The organism is Rhizobium sp. 11_C7_N12_5, from assembly GCF_051811145.1.
GTDB classification, from domain to species: domain Bacteria; phylum Pseudomonadota; class Alphaproteobacteria; order Rhizobiales; family Rhizobiaceae; genus Rhizobium; species Rhizobium lusitanum.
This window is the reverse complement of record NZ_JBPWPY010000002.1, coordinates 2,031,156-2,047,306: the sequence shown is the minus strand read 5'-3', so window position 1 is coordinate 2,047,306 and position 16,151 is coordinate 2,031,156. Positions and strand designations below refer to the sequence as shown.

15 protein-coding genes are annotated in these 16,151 nt (G+C 61.4%); 9 read left to right on the top strand and 6 right to left on the bottom strand.

Annotation, left to right across the window (positions count from 1 at the left end; translation table 11 throughout):
• Positions 1-3 precede the first annotated feature (3 nt).
• The 3 genes from AB8B29_RS28585 to AB8B29_RS28575 all read left to right on the top strand — a co-directional run bounded on the left by AB8B29_RS28585 (position 4) and on the right by AB8B29_RS28575 (position 4,134).
• A complete protein-coding gene (locus tag AB8B29_RS28585) occupies positions 4-2,925 on the top strand; it encodes an FAD-dependent oxidoreductase (RefSeq protein ID WP_092577315.1) in 2,922 nt (973 codons plus the stop codon).
• Complete coding sequence (locus tag AB8B29_RS28580) at positions 2,922-3,650, top strand: amino acid ABC transporter ATP-binding protein (RefSeq protein WP_092577313.1); 729 nt, start codon at positions 2,922-2,924, stop codon at positions 3,648-3,650. Before AB8B29_RS28585 ends, AB8B29_RS28580 begins: the two co-directional genes overlap by 4 nt.
• Positions 3,651-3,717: 67 nt before the next feature.
• The gene (locus AB8B29_RS28575; RefSeq protein WP_092577310.1) at positions 3,718-4,134 is read left to right on the top strand and encodes a DUF3830 family protein; all 417 of its coding nucleotides are present in this window, start codon (positions 3,718-3,720) and stop codon (positions 4,132-4,134) included.
• 132 nt (positions 4,135-4,266) lie between these two features.
• Here the strand turns inward: AB8B29_RS28575 and AB8B29_RS28570 are convergent, their stop codons facing one another.
• The 3 genes from AB8B29_RS28570 to AB8B29_RS28560 all read right to left on the bottom strand — a co-directional run bounded on the left by AB8B29_RS28570 (position 4,267) and on the right by AB8B29_RS28560 (position 7,117).
• Positions 4,267-5,343, bottom strand: a complete 1,077-nt coding sequence (locus AB8B29_RS28570) for a porin (protein WP_174157185.1) — start codon at positions 5,341-5,343, stop codon at positions 4,267-4,269.
• Positions 5,344-5,909: 566 nt separating this feature from the next.
• Entirely contained in the window at positions 5,910-6,398 is a 489-nt protein-coding gene (locus tag AB8B29_RS28565; protein WP_092576968.1) for a RidA family protein, read from the bottom strand.
• Positions 6,392-7,117: an SDR family NAD(P)-dependent oxidoreductase gene (locus AB8B29_RS28560; RefSeq protein ID WP_092576966.1), complete on the bottom strand. Its 726-nt coding sequence runs from the start codon at positions 7,115-7,117 to the stop codon at positions 6,392-6,394. Before AB8B29_RS28560 ends, AB8B29_RS28565 begins: the two co-directional genes overlap by 7 nt.
• Positions 7,118-7,295: 178 nt before the next feature.
• Between AB8B29_RS28560 and AB8B29_RS28555 the strand changes: the two genes are divergently transcribed.
• A complete protein-coding gene (locus AB8B29_RS28555) occupies positions 7,296-8,198 on the top strand; it encodes a LysR family transcriptional regulator (protein ID WP_092576975.1) in 903 nt (300 codons plus the stop codon).
• A gap of 52 nt (positions 8,199-8,250) precedes the next feature.
• Here the strand turns inward: AB8B29_RS28555 and AB8B29_RS28550 are convergent, their stop codons facing one another.
• A complete protein-coding gene (locus AB8B29_RS28550; RefSeq protein WP_092576963.1) occupies positions 8,251-8,529 on the bottom strand; it encodes a hypothetical protein in 279 nt (92 codons plus the stop codon).
• A 3-nt stretch (positions 8,530-8,532) separates the two neighbouring features.
• Positions 8,533-9,327 (bottom strand): DUF899 domain-containing protein, encoded by a 795-nt coding sequence (locus AB8B29_RS28545; protein WP_037196979.1) that lies wholly within the window; start codon positions 9,325-9,327, stop codon positions 8,533-8,535.
• Positions 9,328-9,445: 118 nt separating this feature from the next.
• On the opposite strand from AB8B29_RS28545, the gene AB8B29_RS28540 reads away from it, so the two are divergent.
• On the top strand, positions 9,446-10,666 hold the full coding sequence (locus AB8B29_RS28540) for a DNA-binding protein (protein ID WP_037196978.1): 1,221 nt from the start codon (positions 9,446-9,448) through the stop codon (positions 10,664-10,666).
• A gap of 47 nt (positions 10,667-10,713) precedes the next feature.
• Positions 10,714-11,346 (top strand): Vgb family protein, encoded by a 633-nt coding sequence (locus AB8B29_RS28535; protein ID WP_047553244.1) that lies wholly within the window; start codon positions 10,714-10,716, stop codon positions 11,344-11,346.
• Positions 11,347-11,606: 260 nt separating this feature from the next.
• Here AB8B29_RS28535 and AB8B29_RS28530 read toward each other — a convergent pair whose 3' ends face one another.
• Positions 11,607-12,626 carry a substrate-binding domain-containing protein gene (locus AB8B29_RS28530; protein WP_162734475.1) on the bottom strand — a complete coding sequence of 340 codons (1,020 nt, stop codon included), beginning with the start codon at positions 12,624-12,626 and terminating at the stop codon, positions 11,607-11,609.
• Between the two features lie 107 nt (positions 12,627-12,733).
• Between AB8B29_RS28530 and AB8B29_RS28525 the strand changes: the two genes are divergently transcribed.
• From AB8B29_RS28525 to AB8B29_RS28515, 3 genes are all read left to right on the top strand, one after another.
• Complete coding sequence (locus AB8B29_RS28525) at positions 12,734-13,927, top strand: phytanoyl-CoA dioxygenase family protein (protein ID WP_092576958.1); 1,194 nt, start codon at positions 12,734-12,736, stop codon at positions 13,925-13,927.
• 7 nt (positions 13,928-13,934) lie between these two features.
• Entirely contained in the window at positions 13,935-14,744 is an 810-nt protein-coding gene (locus AB8B29_RS28520) for an SDR family oxidoreductase (RefSeq protein ID WP_092576956.1), read from the top strand.
• 426 nt (positions 14,745-15,170) lie between these two features.
• Positions 15,171-16,007 carry a bifunctional allantoicase/(S)-ureidoglycine aminohydrolase gene (locus AB8B29_RS28515; RefSeq protein WP_047552498.1) on the top strand — a complete coding sequence of 279 codons (837 nt, stop codon included), beginning with the start codon at positions 15,171-15,173 and terminating at the stop codon, positions 16,005-16,007.
• Positions 16,008-16,151: the final 144 nt, after the last annotated feature.

Genomic DNA, 16,151 nt, shown 5'->3' with positions numbered 1-16,151 from the left:
GCAATGTCCGCCTCCCTTGCAATCTCGCAATCCGGATCGGAAACGCGCGTCGAGTTCTTCCTCGACGGCGCGGCTCTGCATGCCGAAAGCGGGATGACGATTGCCGCGGCAATCGAGGCGGGCGGGCGGCATGATTTTTCCCGCGGCCTCAAAGGCGAGGCGCGGGGTCTTTTCTGCGGCATGGGCGCGTGTCACGATTGCCTCGTCACTGTCGACGGCAAGGTCAGCCAGCGCGCCTGCATGACATCGGTCAAGGAAGGCATGCGGGTTGACCGGCCGTCCTCGAGGCCGGCGCTCGCGGCAGATGATTTTGCCGACCTCTGCGACGTGCCGGCGTCGATCGCCTGCACCGAGATGGATGTGTTGATTATCGGCGCGGGACCGGCCGGCCTTGCCGCTGCCGAAGTCGCTTCAGTGGCCGGGGCGAGCGTGACGCTTGTCGACGAGCGCGCCATCGCCGGCGGGCAATATTTCAAGCAACCCTCGACATCGAAGGCGACATTGCGCCTTGCCGGCGACGAGCAGGCACGATCAGGAGCCGACCTGATCAATCGCGTGCAAGCTGCCGGCGTATCGACGCTGGCCAGTACGGTCGTCTGGGGTGCGGAGAATGACGAGAGCGGCGCAAGGATCGCCTGCTACGGTCCCCAAGGCGCTTTCTACTGCAAACCGCGAATGATCGTCATCGCGACGGGCGCCTACGAACGGCCGGCTGCCGTTCCCGGTTGGACACGGCCCGGCGTCATGACGGCAGGCGCAGCGCAGACGCTGCTCAGAAGCTATGGCACGGTGCCCGCCGGTCGGATCGTCATTGTCGGCAACGGGCCACTCAACATCCAGGTCGCCAACGAGATCCGCAAGGCGGGTGGCTCCGTGGTCGCTCTGGTGGAATCCGCTCCGGCGCCGTGGAAGCAGCCGCTGACGGCGCTTAAGCTTCTTGCGGCTGACAGGGCGCTTGCACTGGGCGGTGTTCGGCAGCTAGCAGCCTTGCACGCCGCCGGCATTCCGATTCTGTGGGAAAGCAGCCTTGCGGCGATAGAGGGGACGGCCGGTGTCGAAGCGATCACCATCACTGGACCGAATGGTGAAGCGAGGCTTGAGGCAGATACCGTTCTCATCGGCGGCGATTTCGCTTCATCGAACGAGCTTTCCCGGCTGCTCGGTTGCGGCCATGAAGTCATCGATGGAAACCTTGCCGTCATCCGTAAGGACGATGGCGAGACGACGCTTCCGCATGTGCATGTAGTCGGGGAGGCGGCGCGTTTCGGCGGCGCGCATATCGCTCTGGCGCAAGGTCGGCTCGCCGGGATCGCCGTGGCGCGAAAGCTGGGGTTTGACGTCGCTGCCGATACCGAGGCCGAACGCAGGCTTGCGCGGCACAGGGCTTTTCAAGCCGCGCTCTGGACAGCTTTCAAACCGGCTCGTCCTGCGGCAGGCAATGTGCCGCCTGATCAGACCGTCATCTGTCGCTGCGAAGGTGTGACCTATGGCACGCTGCGGGCGCTTGGCGAGCACAGCGCCAAGGATATTGCGACGCTGAAGCGGTTATCCCGTGCCGGGATGGGGCGCTGCCAGAGCCGCTATTGTGGGCACGCGATTGCCGTCGTCGCTGGAGAAACCCGCGCATCCGGCGAAACGCGCGGCTTTCTGGCGCCGCAAATGCCATTACGGCCGGTGCCGCTCGCAGCACTCGCGGTTGAAAAGCCGGAATGGGGTGGCCACAGGCGGGCGCTGCTGCCGGAGAGGCCACCACTGGAAAGCCGCGAACCGCTGCCGTTGTCGCAAACGTCTACGCTGGTGATCGGCGCCGGAATTGCCGGGCTGTCGACGGCCCTCTTTCTCGCCCGTGAAGGCGAGGAGGTCACGGTATTGGAGCGCGCCTTTCCGAACTCGCTGGCCTCGGGCGGCAATGCCGGCAGCCTTCATGCGCAGCTTCTGTCTTTCGATCACGGCGCGCGCGCCGAAGGCGGCGGTAGCGCGGCCGAGCAGACGCTGCCCTTGCAGCGCGATTCCATCGCCCTTTGGGCCGCCCTGCAGGATGAACTCGGTTGCGATTTCGAGATGAAGGTGACGGGCGGGTTGATGGTCGCCGAGTCCGAGGCGCATATGCGCTTCCTTGCCGAGAAAGTCGGTGTCGAGCAGCGGGCCGGCATTGATTGCCGGCTGATTGGCCAAGAAGAATTGCGGGCGCTGGAACCGGCCCTGTCGCCGGACTTTGTCGGCGCCGCCTATTGCGCGCAGGAAGGCAAGATCAATCCGCTGGTCGCCACACAGCGCATTCTCGAAGCAGCGCGGGCGAAAGGTGCCCGCATCTTCGACCGATGTGAAGTCATCGGCATCGTGCCAGGTCCGGCCGGCTTCGATGTCGCCACGTCGCGCGGCGTCATCAGGGCAAAACGCATCGTCAATGCAGCCGGCGCCTTCTCGTCGCGCATCGGATCGATGCTTGGTCTCGATATTCCCGTCTTCGGTGCACCGCTGCAGATGGTGGTGACGGAGGCAGCAGCACCCCTGATCTCCTGCCTCGTCGCCCATGCCGATCGCCACCTGACCCTGAAGCAGGCGGCGAACGGCAACTTCATCATCGGCGGCGGCTGGACGGCCGGTCTCGATCCGGTGCATCAGCATCCAAGGCCGCTGCTTTCGAGCCTTGAGGGCAATCTTTGGGTTGCCCAGCATGTGGTCCCGGCGCTGCGCAAGCTTCATGTCATCCGCAGTTGGGCGGCGATGAACATCAATATCGACGGCGCGCCGATCCTCGGCGAGCATCCGTCGCGGCCCGGCTACTTCAGCGCTGTCACATCGAACGGCTACACGCTTGGCCCGATCGTCGGCCAGCTGACGGCACAGCTCGTCCTTGGCCGGGAGAGCGGCAGAGCGCTGCAACCGTTTTCCATCACTCGTTTCGCGAAAGGTTGCTCATGATCGAAATCAGTGGCGTCTCCAAATTCTACGGCAACTACGAAGTCCTGAAGAACTGCACCGTCAAGGTCGATCGTGGCGAGGTCGTCGTGGTTTGCGGCCCGTCCGGTTCCGGCAAGTCGACGCTGATCAAATGCGTGAACGGTCTGGAGCCTTTCCAGAAGGGCTCCATTCGCGTCCACGGGATCGAGGTGGGAGATCCGAAGACGGATCTGCCGAACCTGCGCACGCGCATCGGCATGGTCTTCCAGAATTTCGAGCTCTTCGCGCACCTGACCATCATCGACAATCTCATGCTGGCGCAGAAGATCGTGCTCGGGCGCAGCGAGACGATTGCGAAAACGAAAGCGATGCAGCTTCTCGATCGCGTCGAGCTTGCCGACCATGCCAATAAATATCCGAGCCAGCTTTCCGGCGGCCAGCAGCAGCGCGTGGCGATTGCGCGGGCGCTTGCCATGGATCCCCTGGCGATGCTCTTCGACGAGCCGACTTCGGCGCTCGATCCGGAGATGATCTCGGAAGTACTCGATGTCATGACCGGGCTTGCGAAAGACGGTATGACCATGATGGTCGTCACCCATGAAATGGGCTTTGCCCGCCGTGTCGCCACCCGCGTGATCTTCATCGACCAGGGCGAGATCGTCGAGGATCGCCCGAGCGAAGAATTCTTCGCCGGCAAGCACAATCCGAGAACCGAAGCTTTCCTCGGAAAGATCCTGCAGCACTGAGGAAGCAACCGCGTCCGATGCTTTCCGGGCCGATAAGCGACATTTCCAACTCAAAGAAAGAATTCCGATGAAATTGAAGATTACTGCCGGTCCTTTCGAATTCGATGCCGTGCTTGAAACCGCGAAAGCGCCCAAGACCTGCGAGGCCTTCCTCAAGCAGATGCCGTTCGAGGGCCAGATCGTCCATGTCCGCTGGTCGGGCGAGGGCGTCTGGATTCCTCTCGGCGATCTCGACTTCGGCGTTGGATACGAAAACCATACGAGCCATCCGGCACCGGGGCATATCATCCTCTATCCGGGCGGCATCAGCGAAACCGAAATCCTGCTTGCCTATGGCGGCGTCGATTTCTCGTCGAAAATGGGCCAGCTCGCCGGCAATCACTTCATCACGGTGACTTCCAACCTCGACAAGCTTGCTGAATTGGGTCGTCTGGTGCTTTGGGAAGGAGCGCAGCACATCAGGTTCGAACAAATTTCCGACTAGAGCAATACCAGGCCCCTAGGTCAGCGGAGGGATTAGGCCCAGACTCAAGCTTTCCTGGACGGAAAGAAGGCTCGGTCGGAACCGAGCCTTCCTCTCTTTTCTGATCGGAGGCCTATTTCAGATCAGATTGGATTAGAAACTGCGCTCAAAGCGGAGAATGCCGGCCCACTGGTCCTGATTGATCGAATCCCAGCTGGTGTAGGAGAGCTCCGGCTCGATGAGCAGGTTCCTGACCGGGTACCACTTGATGTTCGTGGTCGCTGCGAAGATCTTCGAGTCGGTGTAGGCGAGCTGGAGGTTCCACTTCAGCTTTTCGTTGATCGGAACGCCAACGCCGCCCCAAAGTGCCCAGTCGCCCCAGCCGCACAGCGCCGGACGACCAGCAGGGCAAGCGGTCCCGGTATTGGTGCCGGCATACTTGTTGAGCTTGTCGCCGTCGGTGTTCCAGCCACCCATCAAGAAGGCCGAGAAGACACCGAAGTCAGCATCGACACGAGCCTTGATGGCGCCTTCTTCGACGATCGAGTCGTAGCCGCCAACAACCTTGAAGCCCCATGCGCCAGACTTGAAGCCGGCACCGGCAACAACGTCGGGAGCGTAATGGTCGGAGCTGTCTTCGCCGTTAGCGCCAGTAGCGCCCGTACCGGAATTGGTATCTTCGACGGAGATCACAGCCGTGAAGCCGTTGCCTGCATCGTAGTTGTAGGTGATCTGGTTCAGCTCGTACGGACCGTCATAAACCACGTCGTCGTTGATGACGTCGCCGGCATAACCGGTGAAGACGTTGAACTGCGAGTCTTCCTTACCAACGGTGAAGCCACCGAGGCTGATGCTGGCATGCAGCAGGTTGGTGAACGTCGAGCCGCCGTCGTCCCAGTCCCAACGCAGCTCGGTGTTGGTCTTCAGCGGACCGTATTCGGTGTCCGTCGCGGTCTGCAGCTGCAGCTCAGCGCGGGTGTGCCAGAGCGTACCGAAACGGGCGTTCGGATCATACGCGCTGTACCACTGACCTTCGGTACGAACCTTGCCGCCAATCTTGAGGCAGGTTTCGGTGCCCGGGATGAAGAAGTAGCCGGCGCCGTAAGCATCGCAGATACGGACGTACTCAAGCTGCTCCGGCTCAGCAGCGACGACAGCGTCGGCCGCATGAGCGCCGGAAACTACTGCCAGTGAAGCAGCGGAGCCGAGAAGAAGGCTCTTGATATTCATTAGTTTCTCCAATCGATATGCCTGATCGGAACGACGCTGACGACCACCCGCTACGTTCATTGATCCGGCTGTTCCCCCTTGATTGGAAGCCGACGGCCCCCCGCGCATACGATAGAGAAGGAAATGCACGTGCCGAAATCCAATATTTCGGTCATGCTTTGTAATTTCTTCATATCAATAGGTAGTAGATGCGCAACTGCATCACGCAGAAACAAAATGTATAAACATAATATATGCTCGAATATTATAAGTATTAATAGAGAAATATTTGATAAATGTATGTAATCTGTGGATATACTACTATAAGCCTTAATTGGTATTCGCTCACCGTATTTCGTATGAATCAATCGCCCCTAAACCGTAACGTCAAATTGCATCAAGCATGCCGCAGAGCGACAGGGTTCAGCTTGGCGCGCGGCGAGCCTGGGAAGCGGGCGGGTTGGACGCCGAAGTCACCACAGCTTGTTCCATCATCGTCCCGCGAGCTTTCCCCCTGCAGGAAGCAACCACAGGGGGCGTGGCGCGGACGGATGTGAAGCGCCCCGACCGGACCGGGGCGCGGTGTTTCACTCTGCGAGCTCGAGCACGAGTTCGACTTCAACCGGCATGCCGAGGGGCAGGCTGACCACTCCGAGGACGATCCGGCCCGACAGCATCTCCGTGCCGAAGACCTTGAGGAGGAGCTCGGATGCGCCATCGGCCACTTTCGGATGATCCCGGAAATCGCCTTCCGTCGCAATATAGACGCCGAGCTTGGCGATGCCTGCCACCTTGTCGAATGAACCAAGATATTCCTTGATGGCGGCAAGCGCGCTCAAGGTGGCGATCTCGGCCGCCTTGCGTCCGTCCTCTGCGGATAGTTCGCCGCCAACGCGTCCAACATATTGCGGCTTGCGGTCAACGACCGGGAGCATTCCGCTCAGGAACAGCAGCTTTCCGATCTTCACCGCCTCCACATAGGCGCCGAACGGCGTGGGAGGCGGAGGAAGCGCGATACCAAGATCCTTCAGCCGCTGTTCTGCGCCAGCGGCCGGCGCTTCGCCAGCGCTTACCATTTTCCCAAATGTGCGCCGCCGTCGACGTGCAGCACCTCCCCGGTTATACGCGGAGCCTCTGTCAGGAAGAGGACGGCGTCGGCGATCTCCCGGACGCTGGAAATGCTGTGCATCGGCGACAGCGTGTTAAGGAAATCCCTCGGATTATCCTTGTGAAGCGGCGTGTCGACGACGCCGGGCGCTACCGTGTTCACACGAATTCCTTCCTTTGCGTATTCGAGGGCGATGTTCTTGGAGAGTGCCTCGATACCACCCTTGGTGGCCATCGCGACGGAAGCGTTGACGCCGGCGATCGGGTGATCAACCAGAGGCGTGGTGATGCTGACGATACTGCCGCCGGTCTTCTGCATCAACATCTGGCGCACGACCAATTGGGTCAGATGCAGAAAACCCTCCAGATTCGTCGAGGATAGTTTGCGGTAATCTTCCAGGGTGTAGTCGATGAACGGCTTGGTGAAGAAAATCCCGGCATTGTTGACCAGAGCGTCGATCGTCCCGAAGCGGGCGAGCGCGGTCTCGACGACGCGCTCAGCCGTGGCGGGATCGGCGATGTCGCCGTCGATGCGAGCCAGCCTGTCGGAGGCCTTGATCTCGTTGGTTTGACTGACGCGCCGCGATGTCGCGACAACATTATAGCCTCGGTCGAGGAAGGCATTGGCAAGGCCGGCACCAATGCCCTGCGAAGCACCGGTAATCACTACTGTTTTTTCTGTTTGCATTGTCGTTCTCCATTTCACGAAGCGACCTCACCGCCATGCATCGGCCCGGAAGGCCGGACCGATCGAGAGAGGATGAGGTGGTTGGTTTGCTCTCGTGGGAGGAATATGCCCACTTGGGCTTTACGTGATTAGATGGAAATATATGGAATCAATTTTCCATCTATGCAAAAATCAGAAGATGACTGATCTGAACGACATCGCTGTTTTCGTGAAAGTAGCGCAGCTCGAGAGCTTCAGCCGGGCCGCCCATGCGCTCGGCATGCCGGTCTCGACGGTGAGCCGCAGAGTAACAGCGCTCGAAGAGCAGCTGGGTGTGACGCTCCTGCAGCGCACGACACGCAAATTGAACCTCACCGCACAGGGACGCGCCTATTTCAATCAGTGCAACGAGCCGCTCAACCACCTCTATGATGCCGAGCGGGTGCTCATTCACGCACAGAGAAAGCCGGAGGGCCTGCTTCGGATTTCCGTGCCGGTGGTCCTGGGGCAGGAACCCTTCTATGATTTCATTTCTGCGTTTCTGAAAAACTATCCGCGCATCCAGGTCGATCTCTTCATCACCAATACGTTTCTCGATCTGATCGCCGAGAATGTCGATCTCGCCATCCGTTTCGGAGAATTGCAGGATTCGACGATCATTGCGCAGCGCGTCGGCAAGAGCGTCCGTTATGTAGTCGCGACGCCGACCTATCTGCAGGGTCGTGCCCTACCCACCAAACCCGAGGATTTGCGGGAGCATCAATGCGTCCTGTTGAATGGCCGCAACAATGAAACCGAATGGCATCTGGTCAACGGCCGCAAATCGGCGAAGGTGCAGGTTTCGGGACCGATCGCGAGCCGCGATTTCCAGTCGGTAAGCGCATTTACCTACAAGGGCCACGGCGTAGGCCTGTTGCCTTCGAATTATTGTGACGACCGGATCGAACGCGGCGAACTCGTCCGCCTCCTGCCGGATTGGTCCTCGCCCGAAATCTTCGTGCACGCGGTTTATCAGACACGGCGCTTCCTGCCATCGAAGCTGCAAGTCTTTCTCGATGCGTTGAAGGCCTGGAAGAGCCCGCTCTGGATTCCGCTGCGGTGACCATGTTCCGATAGTCGGATTGATTGGCTCGAGCAGCAAGGCAGAGGGTCGCTCAAGGGCCTCGCGCACTCTCTTCTCCTGCAAGAAGCCTCAGCCAGGCTCCGGCATGGAACAGGCTCATTAGGAGATACATCGGCGCCATTCCGCCAAACAGCGAGCCGCCTTGCACCGAGCAGATCATGTCGGCTGCGCCATCGCGGGCGGTCAGCAGCGCCATTGCGGCGAAGGTTGGCGCCGCGGCCAGCTGAAGCCAGCGGCCGATGCCCGCATATTGCAGCAGGCCGGCGGCACGCGCGCCGGCCCTTTCGTGGATTTCAGACAATCTGGACATCGGCTAGGCTCCATAGCGGTCGTGATGACGCCACCAGACACCGGTTTCGTTGCGGCCGAGCGGCGCCCGGTCGAGCCACTGATACATGCCCCAGAGGCCGTCTAGTCCGCGGGCATAGGACGAATAGGTGTGATAGATCTCGCCATCCTGCATAGCGAAGGCGCTGACACCCGGCCGGTCGCGCGTGTAAGTCGCGACATCCGTTCCTGTCATCGAGGCGATCTGCGCGACCGGGCCTTCGCTGCCGCGCAACTCCCATTGCTGCACCGTCTTGCCCGCCAGCGGCTCGGGCATCGGCGGCTCGCGGCGGTAGTTGTATTCGATGTTGCCGTCGCGCTGCTCCTCCGGTGTGAACCAGACGTTGAAATCGTGGTTGAAGTCGCTGTTGGCCGACGAGGCCCAGTCGAAGGTCCAGCCCATGCGACGTTTGAATTCCTGCAGTTTCGCAAGCGGCGCCCGGGATACCGCGGAAAAGGCGACGTCATGGTTTTCAAGATGCACGGCAAAGCCGTTGAAGCCATCGGCGATCGACGAGCAGGATGGGCAGCCGGCCGTGTAGTCCGGTCCGAACATGAAGTGGTAGACGAGAAGCTGGGAGCGCCCCTTGAAGAGCGCCGAGAGCGGAACCGTGCCATCCCCTGTTTCGAGCCGATAGTCCTTTTCCACCCTTACCCAGGGCAACTGCTGGCGGCTCGCGGCAATTTCATCGCTGCGCCTCGTCAGCTCCTTTTCCTCTTCCAGCAGGGAAAGCCGCGCCGAAAGCCACTCCTTACGCGTTCCTGTCCTGTGCATCGTCATGGTTGATCTCCTGTGTCTGCTAGGTTTGTCTATCCGGCGCGGCATCTTGCAGGCCGATGGGGAATAACTTACGGCTGGAAGCAGGACGGGTGGGAGTTACAAGTGTGACGGGATTTCGATGGACTCGCTGATCATCGCCGCCGCACAGGCGCTTGCGTCAGGCGATCCGCTGGGCGCGATGAAACGCGTGGCGCTACGCGACGATGCACCGGCGCTGGCGCTTCGCGGCATTGCGATGGCGCAGCTCGGCGACCTAGTCCGCGCCAAGACGCTGCTGAAGAGCGCCGCGCGCGCCTTCGGCCCCCGCGAGGCGGTGGCCCGCGCCCGTTGCGTCGTGGCCGAGGCGGAGATTGCCCTCGTTTCGCGAGATCTCGGTTGGCCGGAAAAGACGCTGGAGACGGCGCGGGCCGTCCTCGACAAGCATGGCGACCGCATCAATGCCGCTCACGCCCGCAACCTGCAGATACGCCGCCTGCTGCTTATCGGTCATCTCGACGAGGCCGAACGGATGCTCGCGAAACTTGATCCCTCGCCGCTACCGCCGGCCGCAAGGGCAAGCCATGAGCTTGCGGTTGCCGGTATCGCTATCCGCCGCCTTCGTACCGAGCAGGCCCGTGGTGCCCTGGCGCGAGCGGCGGAGGCAGCACGCAAGGCCGGCATTCCCGCGCTCACGATCGAAGTGCGCGACGCCGCGCGCGTTCTCGACGCACCGGCGGCCCGGCTAATCGCACACGGCAGGGAGCGCCTGCTTTCGCTCGGCGAGGTGGAGGCTCTGCTGTCCTCCGGAGCGCTGGTCATCGACGCCTGCCGCAATGTCGTGCGCAGCGGCGGTGAAGTCGTGTCTTTGGCGAGTCGGCCGGTGCTGTTTACACTGGCGCGGGTGCTTGCCGAGGCTGCTCCCGCGGACGCGTCGCGCGCCGTGCTGCTTTCCCGCGCTTTCCACGCCCGCCATGCCGACGAATCCCACCGGGCACGGCTCAGAGTCGAGATCGGCAGGCTGCGCACTGCGTTGGAACCTTTTGCCGATATTGGCGCGACGACGCACGGCTTTGCGCTGACGCCGCATGGAAAACGCGATATCGTTGTGCTGGCGCCACCTGTCGAGGCGGAGCACGCCTCTCTGCTTGCGCTGCTCGCCGACGGCGAATCCTGGTCGAGTTCGGCGCTGGCGATCGCGCTGGCCACAAGTCCGCGCACGGTGCAGCGGGCGCTCGATGCACTGGCGGCCACCGGGCGGGTGCAAAGCATCGGCAATGGCCGCGCTTGTCGCTGGATGATGCCGCCGGTCGTCGGCTTCCCGACAACATTGTTACTCCCGGGACCGCTGCCGAGCGACTAGGGTTGGAGCTGCCGAATTCAACAGATGCTGACCGGAGGATGGATACTATGAAAAAGTCTCAAGCTGAGGTCATTCGCGAATATGGCCCCTTCGAGAATGCGCCCCGCGTAAACGGCGTTACCTTCGACGGCCGGCATGTCTGGTTCGCCTCTGGCGAAAAGCTGCACGCCCTGGACCCAGAAAGCGGAGCGCAGGTGCGCTCGATCGACGTCGCCTCGCATGCGGGCACCGCTTTCGACGGGCGCTATCTCTACCAGATCGCCGAGGACCGGATTCACAAAATCGATCCCGAGAGCGGAAAGGTGCTCTCCACCATTCCCGCGCCCGGCAACGGCGGCGATTCGGGTCTCGCCTGGTGCGAGGGAAGCCTGTGGGTGGGCCAGCACCGCGGCCGCAAGATCCACGAAATCGACCCCGAAACCGGTGCTATCAGGCGCACCATCGAATCCAACCGTATCGTTACGGGTGTCACATGGGTTGATGGCGAGTTGTGGCACGGCACCTGGGACGGCGACGAAAGCGACGTTCGCCGCATCGATCCGATGACGGGCGAAGTGCTGGAACGGCTGGAAATGCCTGAGGGCACCGGCGTCTCTGGCCTCGAATCCAACGGCGGCGACCTCTTTTTCGCCGGTGGCGGCGGCAGCGGCAAGGTGCGAGCGATCCGCCGCCCGCGTTGAGGGATATGCTGCGGCGTTTCTGCACATGCTTGCTTATTTGTATCGATGGCAAATTGGTCACGTTGGGTACACCGCTTCGTCTGCGTCTTTGAGCAGCCGTTAAGGGCGCCTATAGTCGTGGCGAACGCGCATCGCGCAGAGGCGGCCCGCGCACGAAATGACAGTTGCAGAATTCGGACCAACACCTCGCCAATCCGCGCGCTCTTTCTTTCCCGTGCCGATCAGCTAACGAAGTCATCGTGTCTTCGTCAATCTGCGTGTCAGTGCGAGGGATCAAAGGGTGTTGCGATCGCAACCCGCGACTGCGCCACCTGGAAATCGGCCGGCAGCATCCGGTGATAGGCAAGCACGAGCTGGCAAGCGCTGCGCGCGTCGTGCCGCAGATCGTGATGAATGACGAAGGCAATGTCGCCTGCGGCCAGAAGCTTGATATTATCTTGATCGAGATCATGAGCCGCAAAGACCGTGCATTCGCGCCGGGCCTCGGTGAAGGCTTTCAATATGGCGCGATTGCCGCCGCCGATCGAGTAAACTGCGCGAATGTCCGGTTCCTGTTCCAGCGCATCGCGAACGAGCAGTTCTGTCGTGCGATCGACGCCGAAACCTTCGGAGATCCGCGCGACGGAAAGCCAGGGAAATCGCTCGGCGAGCACATTGCGGAATCCCTGTTCGCGCTCGTCTTCACCGGCAAAGAGCCTGCTCGACAGTGTCACCAGCACCTTGCCCGTCCGCCCTCCCGCCATGCGCCCGAGCAGATAGGCCGCCGTCGCACCCGCCACCCGGTTGTCCATGCCGACATAGCCAATCCGGGAGCTTGCCGGCAGATCGGTCACCAGCGTGACGACCGGAATTTTTGCCGCCATGAGCTGGGCAGCAAGCTCGGCAATCGCCGGCGTCGAAGCGGCCTTCAGGATGACACCATGGCTCCCGCGCCGGCGTATGGCGTGCAGGATGGACAGCAATTCCTGCTCGCTCATCGTCTCGGCGACGTGAAATCGTGCGGAAAACGAAGCGGGACGCATGCCGGGTAGTTCGGCCTCGAATGCTTCGCGTACCGCCGTGGAAAAGCGCTGAGGCGTGTCCATCACGACATCGATGACGAAGCGCCGCCCGGCGAGGCCCGATTGTAGATACTGCCGTTCCAGTTCGGAAATTGCCGCCGCGACCCGCGCTCGCGTGACGGCGCGAACGCCCGCTCGTTCATGCATCACCCGGTCGACGGTCGCCAGACTGAGGCCGGCCTGCAAGGCGATATCCTTCAGCGGAAAGCGTGATGTCACCGGTTTTCCTTATGAGGTGTTTTTGAGGGCTTTTCTGCCTTTCTCATAGGCCGGGCGGATATTACGATCAATGCATAAGTCCAACACCACTTCGGGAGCAGATCACCATGGACACTCAGACGCTCGCCAGCCGGCGCAGCCGGAAAGTTTGGCTTTCGGCCGATTGCGGCAGCTTCGATCATTTCAGGACTTTGGTCGAAAAGACTGCTGACCCGGCAGACTGGCCCTTTGCCGACGGAATCGAGAAGAACATCCTCATCTATGATGGCGAGAAGGTCCGGAACGCCGCAGGAGATGAACATGATCGCCGCGCGCTGATGGCTGAATGGGTCGAAGCATTCACCTCCGGTCCCGGCATCATCGCCATCAAGAATGCCATGCCCGACGGTGCGGTTGTCGATCGTGCCACTGCCGTGTTCGATGCAATCGTCCGCGACGAGCGCGAGAAAGGCAAAGGCGCGGGCGACCACTTTGCCAAGCCCGGCGCTAATGACCGCATTTGGAACTCGCTTGAGAAGCACTGCCTGGCGGATCCGGAGAATTTCACCCGCTACTATGCCTCCACCGCCGTCGCCATGGTATCGGAAGCCTGGCTGGGCGCCGGCTACCAGATGACCGCGCAGATGAACCGGGTCAATCCAGCCGGCACCGCGCAGAAGCCGCATCGCGACTACCACCTCGGCTTCATGACGCCCCAGCAGATGCAGGCCTATCCCGGACATATCCACGCCGTTTCGCCTCTGCTCACCCTGCAAGGAGCCGTCGCGCATTGCGACATGCCGCTCGAAAGCGGACCGACGCTGTTTCTGCCCTATTCTCAGACGTTCTTCGAAGGCTACATCGCCTTCGGCCGTCCGGAGTTTCAGGCGCACTTCGCGGAGCACCATGTGCAGCTGCCGCTGAAGAAGGGCGATGCCGTCTTCTTCAATCCGGCGGTCATGCATGGCGCCGGCAACAATGTCTCAAAGGACATCTACCGCATGGCAAATCTCCTGCAGGTGTCATCGGCATTCGGACGGGCAATGGAAAGCATCAATCGGAACCGGATGTCGGTCACAGTCTATCCTGCGCTGCTCGCCGCGCTTGAGGCAGGCGCGCTGAACCGCGCCGAGGCGGCCAATGTGATCGCATCGACGGCCGAAGGCTATGCCTTCCCCACCAATCTCGACAGCGATCCGCCGGTCGGAGGCCTTGCACCGAAAACGCAGGCCCAGATCATGGCCGAGGCGATCGACGCCAAGGTGGATGCTGGGCGCTTTGCGGAGCTGATCGCGGCTCACGCAACACGCAGGGAGGCGTGAAGGTCCGATGAATCGCCTGGATGGAAAATTTGCCGTCGTCACCGGCGGCACGCAGGGGCTGGGTGCGGAAGTCGCACGTCTTTTTGCCGAGCGCGGCGCCGCAGGGATTACGATCTGCGGCCGCAGCACCGCCAAGGGCGAGGCCAAGGCACGGGAGATCGGTGACCGATATGGCACGCCGGTCGTCTTCGTCGCAGCTGATCTCGGCCGGGTTGAGGATTGCCGCAAGGTCATAGACACAGCGGCCGAGCGGTTCGGCCGGATCGACGCCCTAGTCAACGTTGCCGCGATCACCGACCGGGGCACGATTCTCGATACCGATCCGGAGCTGTTCGACCGGATCTTCGCAGTCAATGTGCGTGCGCCGTTCTTTTTGATGCAGGACGCGATCAAGAACATGATCGCCAATGGCATCGAGGGCACGATCGTCAACATCTCCTCGATGTCGTCGATGGCCGGGCAGCCCTTCATCAGTGCCTATTGCTCGTCCAAGGGGGCGCTCGACACGCTGACCCGCAACACTGCCTTCGCCCTTTTGAGAAACCGGATCAGGGTCAATGCGCTCAATATCGGCTGGATGGCAAGCGATGGCGAGGACCGCATCCAACGGGAGTATCATGGCGCTGGCGACGACTGGTTGGCGAAGGCGGCTGCCAATCAACCATTCGGCCGGCTTGTCGAGCCGGCCGAGGTTGCACGCGCTGTCGCCTATCTGTCTTCCAGGGAATCCGGTCTGATGACCGGCGCTGCCATCAATCTGGATCAATCGATCTGGGGCGCCTATGAAGATACACCGCATCCGAGGGAGGCGATTTAAGGCAGGGCGGCTGGCGGGGGATGCTCCCGCACCGACGATGAGCAGCGGCGTCAATTGGCGCTGAGCCCGAGGCTTGCTTTGTACCGAACCCCCAGGAGGCGATCTACTTCGATACGCCTTCCATCCGATGTTCTGAAAAGGCGGGTTGGCGAAAACGAATTCGCCGACCTCGACGCCTGTGAGAATCTTGATAAATATTTCCGCCGACTTCGAAGTACGGCGATTCACCACCTTCAGTTCCTGATTGAGCGCGGCAGCACGAAAGATCCGGTGGAACGAAGGGAGGATATTGTCCCACATCCGGAGTAGTCTTGCGCATGGAAGCTTGCAGGTGTCCCCGGATATCCTTGTTAAGGCTTTGACACCATCTAATATGGAGGCGAATGCCGCAGCCTCCCGGAACTCTGAGAACGAAGGGCCCAGACGATGCAAAGAAACTACTACTCTTCCCTTGGCGGCCATCCGCCGCAAAGTGATCTCCTGACAGGAAGAGCTGTATTCACGGAGGCCTATGCGGTCATCCCCAAGGGGGTGATGCAGGACATCGTCACCAGCTTCCTGCCCTTCTGGAACGACACGCGCTGTTGGGTGATTGCCCGCCCGCTCTCCGGCTTCGCCGAGACCTTTTCCCAATATGTCATGGAAGTGGCGCCGGGCGGCGGTAGCGACCGGCCGGAGCAGGATCCGGAAGCCGAAGGCGTGCTCTTCGTCGTTGATGGCGAGGTTGAACTGACGCTGCCGGCCGGCAAGCACATTCTCCAGCCGGGCGGTTATGCCTTCCTGCCGCCGGGCCTGACCTGGTCGCTGCACAACCGCAGCACCGCCCATGCCCGCTTCCACTGGATCCGCAAGGCCTATGAGGCCGTCGAAGGGCTGGATCATCCCGAACCGCTTATCCTCAACGAGAAGGATATCACGCCGTCCACCATGCCCGGCACGGAAGGGCGCTGGGCGACGACCCGTTTCGTAGATCCTTCCGATCTCCGCCACGATATGCATGTGACGATCGTCACCCTTCAGCCCGGTGCCGTCATTCCCTTCGCGGAGACCCATGTCATGGAGCATGGCCTCTACGTGCTGGAAGGCAAGGCCGTCTACCGCCTGAACCAGGACTGGGTGGAAGTGGAAGCCGGCGACTTCATGTGGCTGCGCGCCTTCTGCCCGCAGGCTTGCTATGCCGGAGGCCCCGGCCCGTTCCGCTACCTGCTCTACAAGGACGTCAACCGCCACATGACGCTCCGCCCCTTCGGTTCGCGCCGTTAGGCTCGCTACTATCTTCAGCACCCCGCGCCCTTCCGGCGCGGGTTTTTGTTTGTTCAGCGGGTTGGCTGCATAGCCGAATTCTTCTCATTGCCGGCTGCCGGCTGTACCGCCGGTCCTTAGCCGGAGATGACGCTCCATTGAAAC

Coding starts and splice junctions, on each gene's coding strand:
- AB8B29_RS28585 (WP_092577315.1), top strand. CDS start 4: ATGTCCGCCTCCCTTGCAATCTCGCAATCCGGATCGGAAACGCGCGTC.
- AB8B29_RS28580 (WP_092577313.1), top strand. CDS start 2,922: ATGATCGAAATCAGTGGCGTCTCCAAATTCTACGGCAACTACGAAGTC.
- AB8B29_RS28575 (WP_092577310.1), top strand. CDS start 3,718: ATGAAATTGAAGATTACTGCCGGTCCTTTCGAATTCGATGCCGTGCTT.
- AB8B29_RS28570 (WP_174157185.1), bottom strand. CDS start 5,343: ATGAATATCAAGAGCCTTCTTCTCGGCTCCGCTGCTTCACTGGCAGTA.
- AB8B29_RS28565 (WP_092576968.1), bottom strand. CDS start 6,398: ATGGTAAGCGCTGGCGAAGCGCCGGCCGCTGGCGCAGAACAGCGGCTG.
- AB8B29_RS28560 (WP_092576966.1), bottom strand. CDS start 7,117: ATGCAAACAGAAAAAACAGTAGTGATTACCGGTGCTTCGCAGGGCATT.
- AB8B29_RS28555 (WP_092576975.1), top strand. CDS start 7,296: ATGACTGATCTGAACGACATCGCTGTTTTCGTGAAAGTAGCGCAGCTC.
- AB8B29_RS28550 (WP_092576963.1), bottom strand. CDS start 8,529: ATGTCCAGATTGTCTGAAATCCACGAAAGGGCCGGCGCGCGTGCCGCC.
- AB8B29_RS28545 (WP_037196979.1), bottom strand. CDS start 9,327: ATGACGATGCACAGGACAGGAACGCGTAAGGAGTGGCTTTCGGCGCGG.
- AB8B29_RS28540 (WP_037196978.1), top strand. CDS start 9,446: ATGGACTCGCTGATCATCGCCGCCGCACAGGCGCTTGCGTCAGGCGAT.
- AB8B29_RS28535 (WP_047553244.1), top strand. CDS start 10,714: ATGAAAAAGTCTCAAGCTGAGGTCATTCGCGAATATGGCCCCTTCGAG.
- AB8B29_RS28525 (WP_092576958.1), top strand. CDS start 12,734: ATGGACACTCAGACGCTCGCCAGCCGGCGCAGCCGGAAAGTTTGGCTT.
- AB8B29_RS28520 (WP_092576956.1), top strand. CDS start 13,935: ATGAATCGCCTGGATGGAAAATTTGCCGTCGTCACCGGCGGCACGCAG.
- AB8B29_RS28515 (WP_047552498.1), top strand. CDS start 15,171: ATGCAAAGAAACTACTACTCTTCCCTTGGCGGCCATCCGCCGCAAAGT.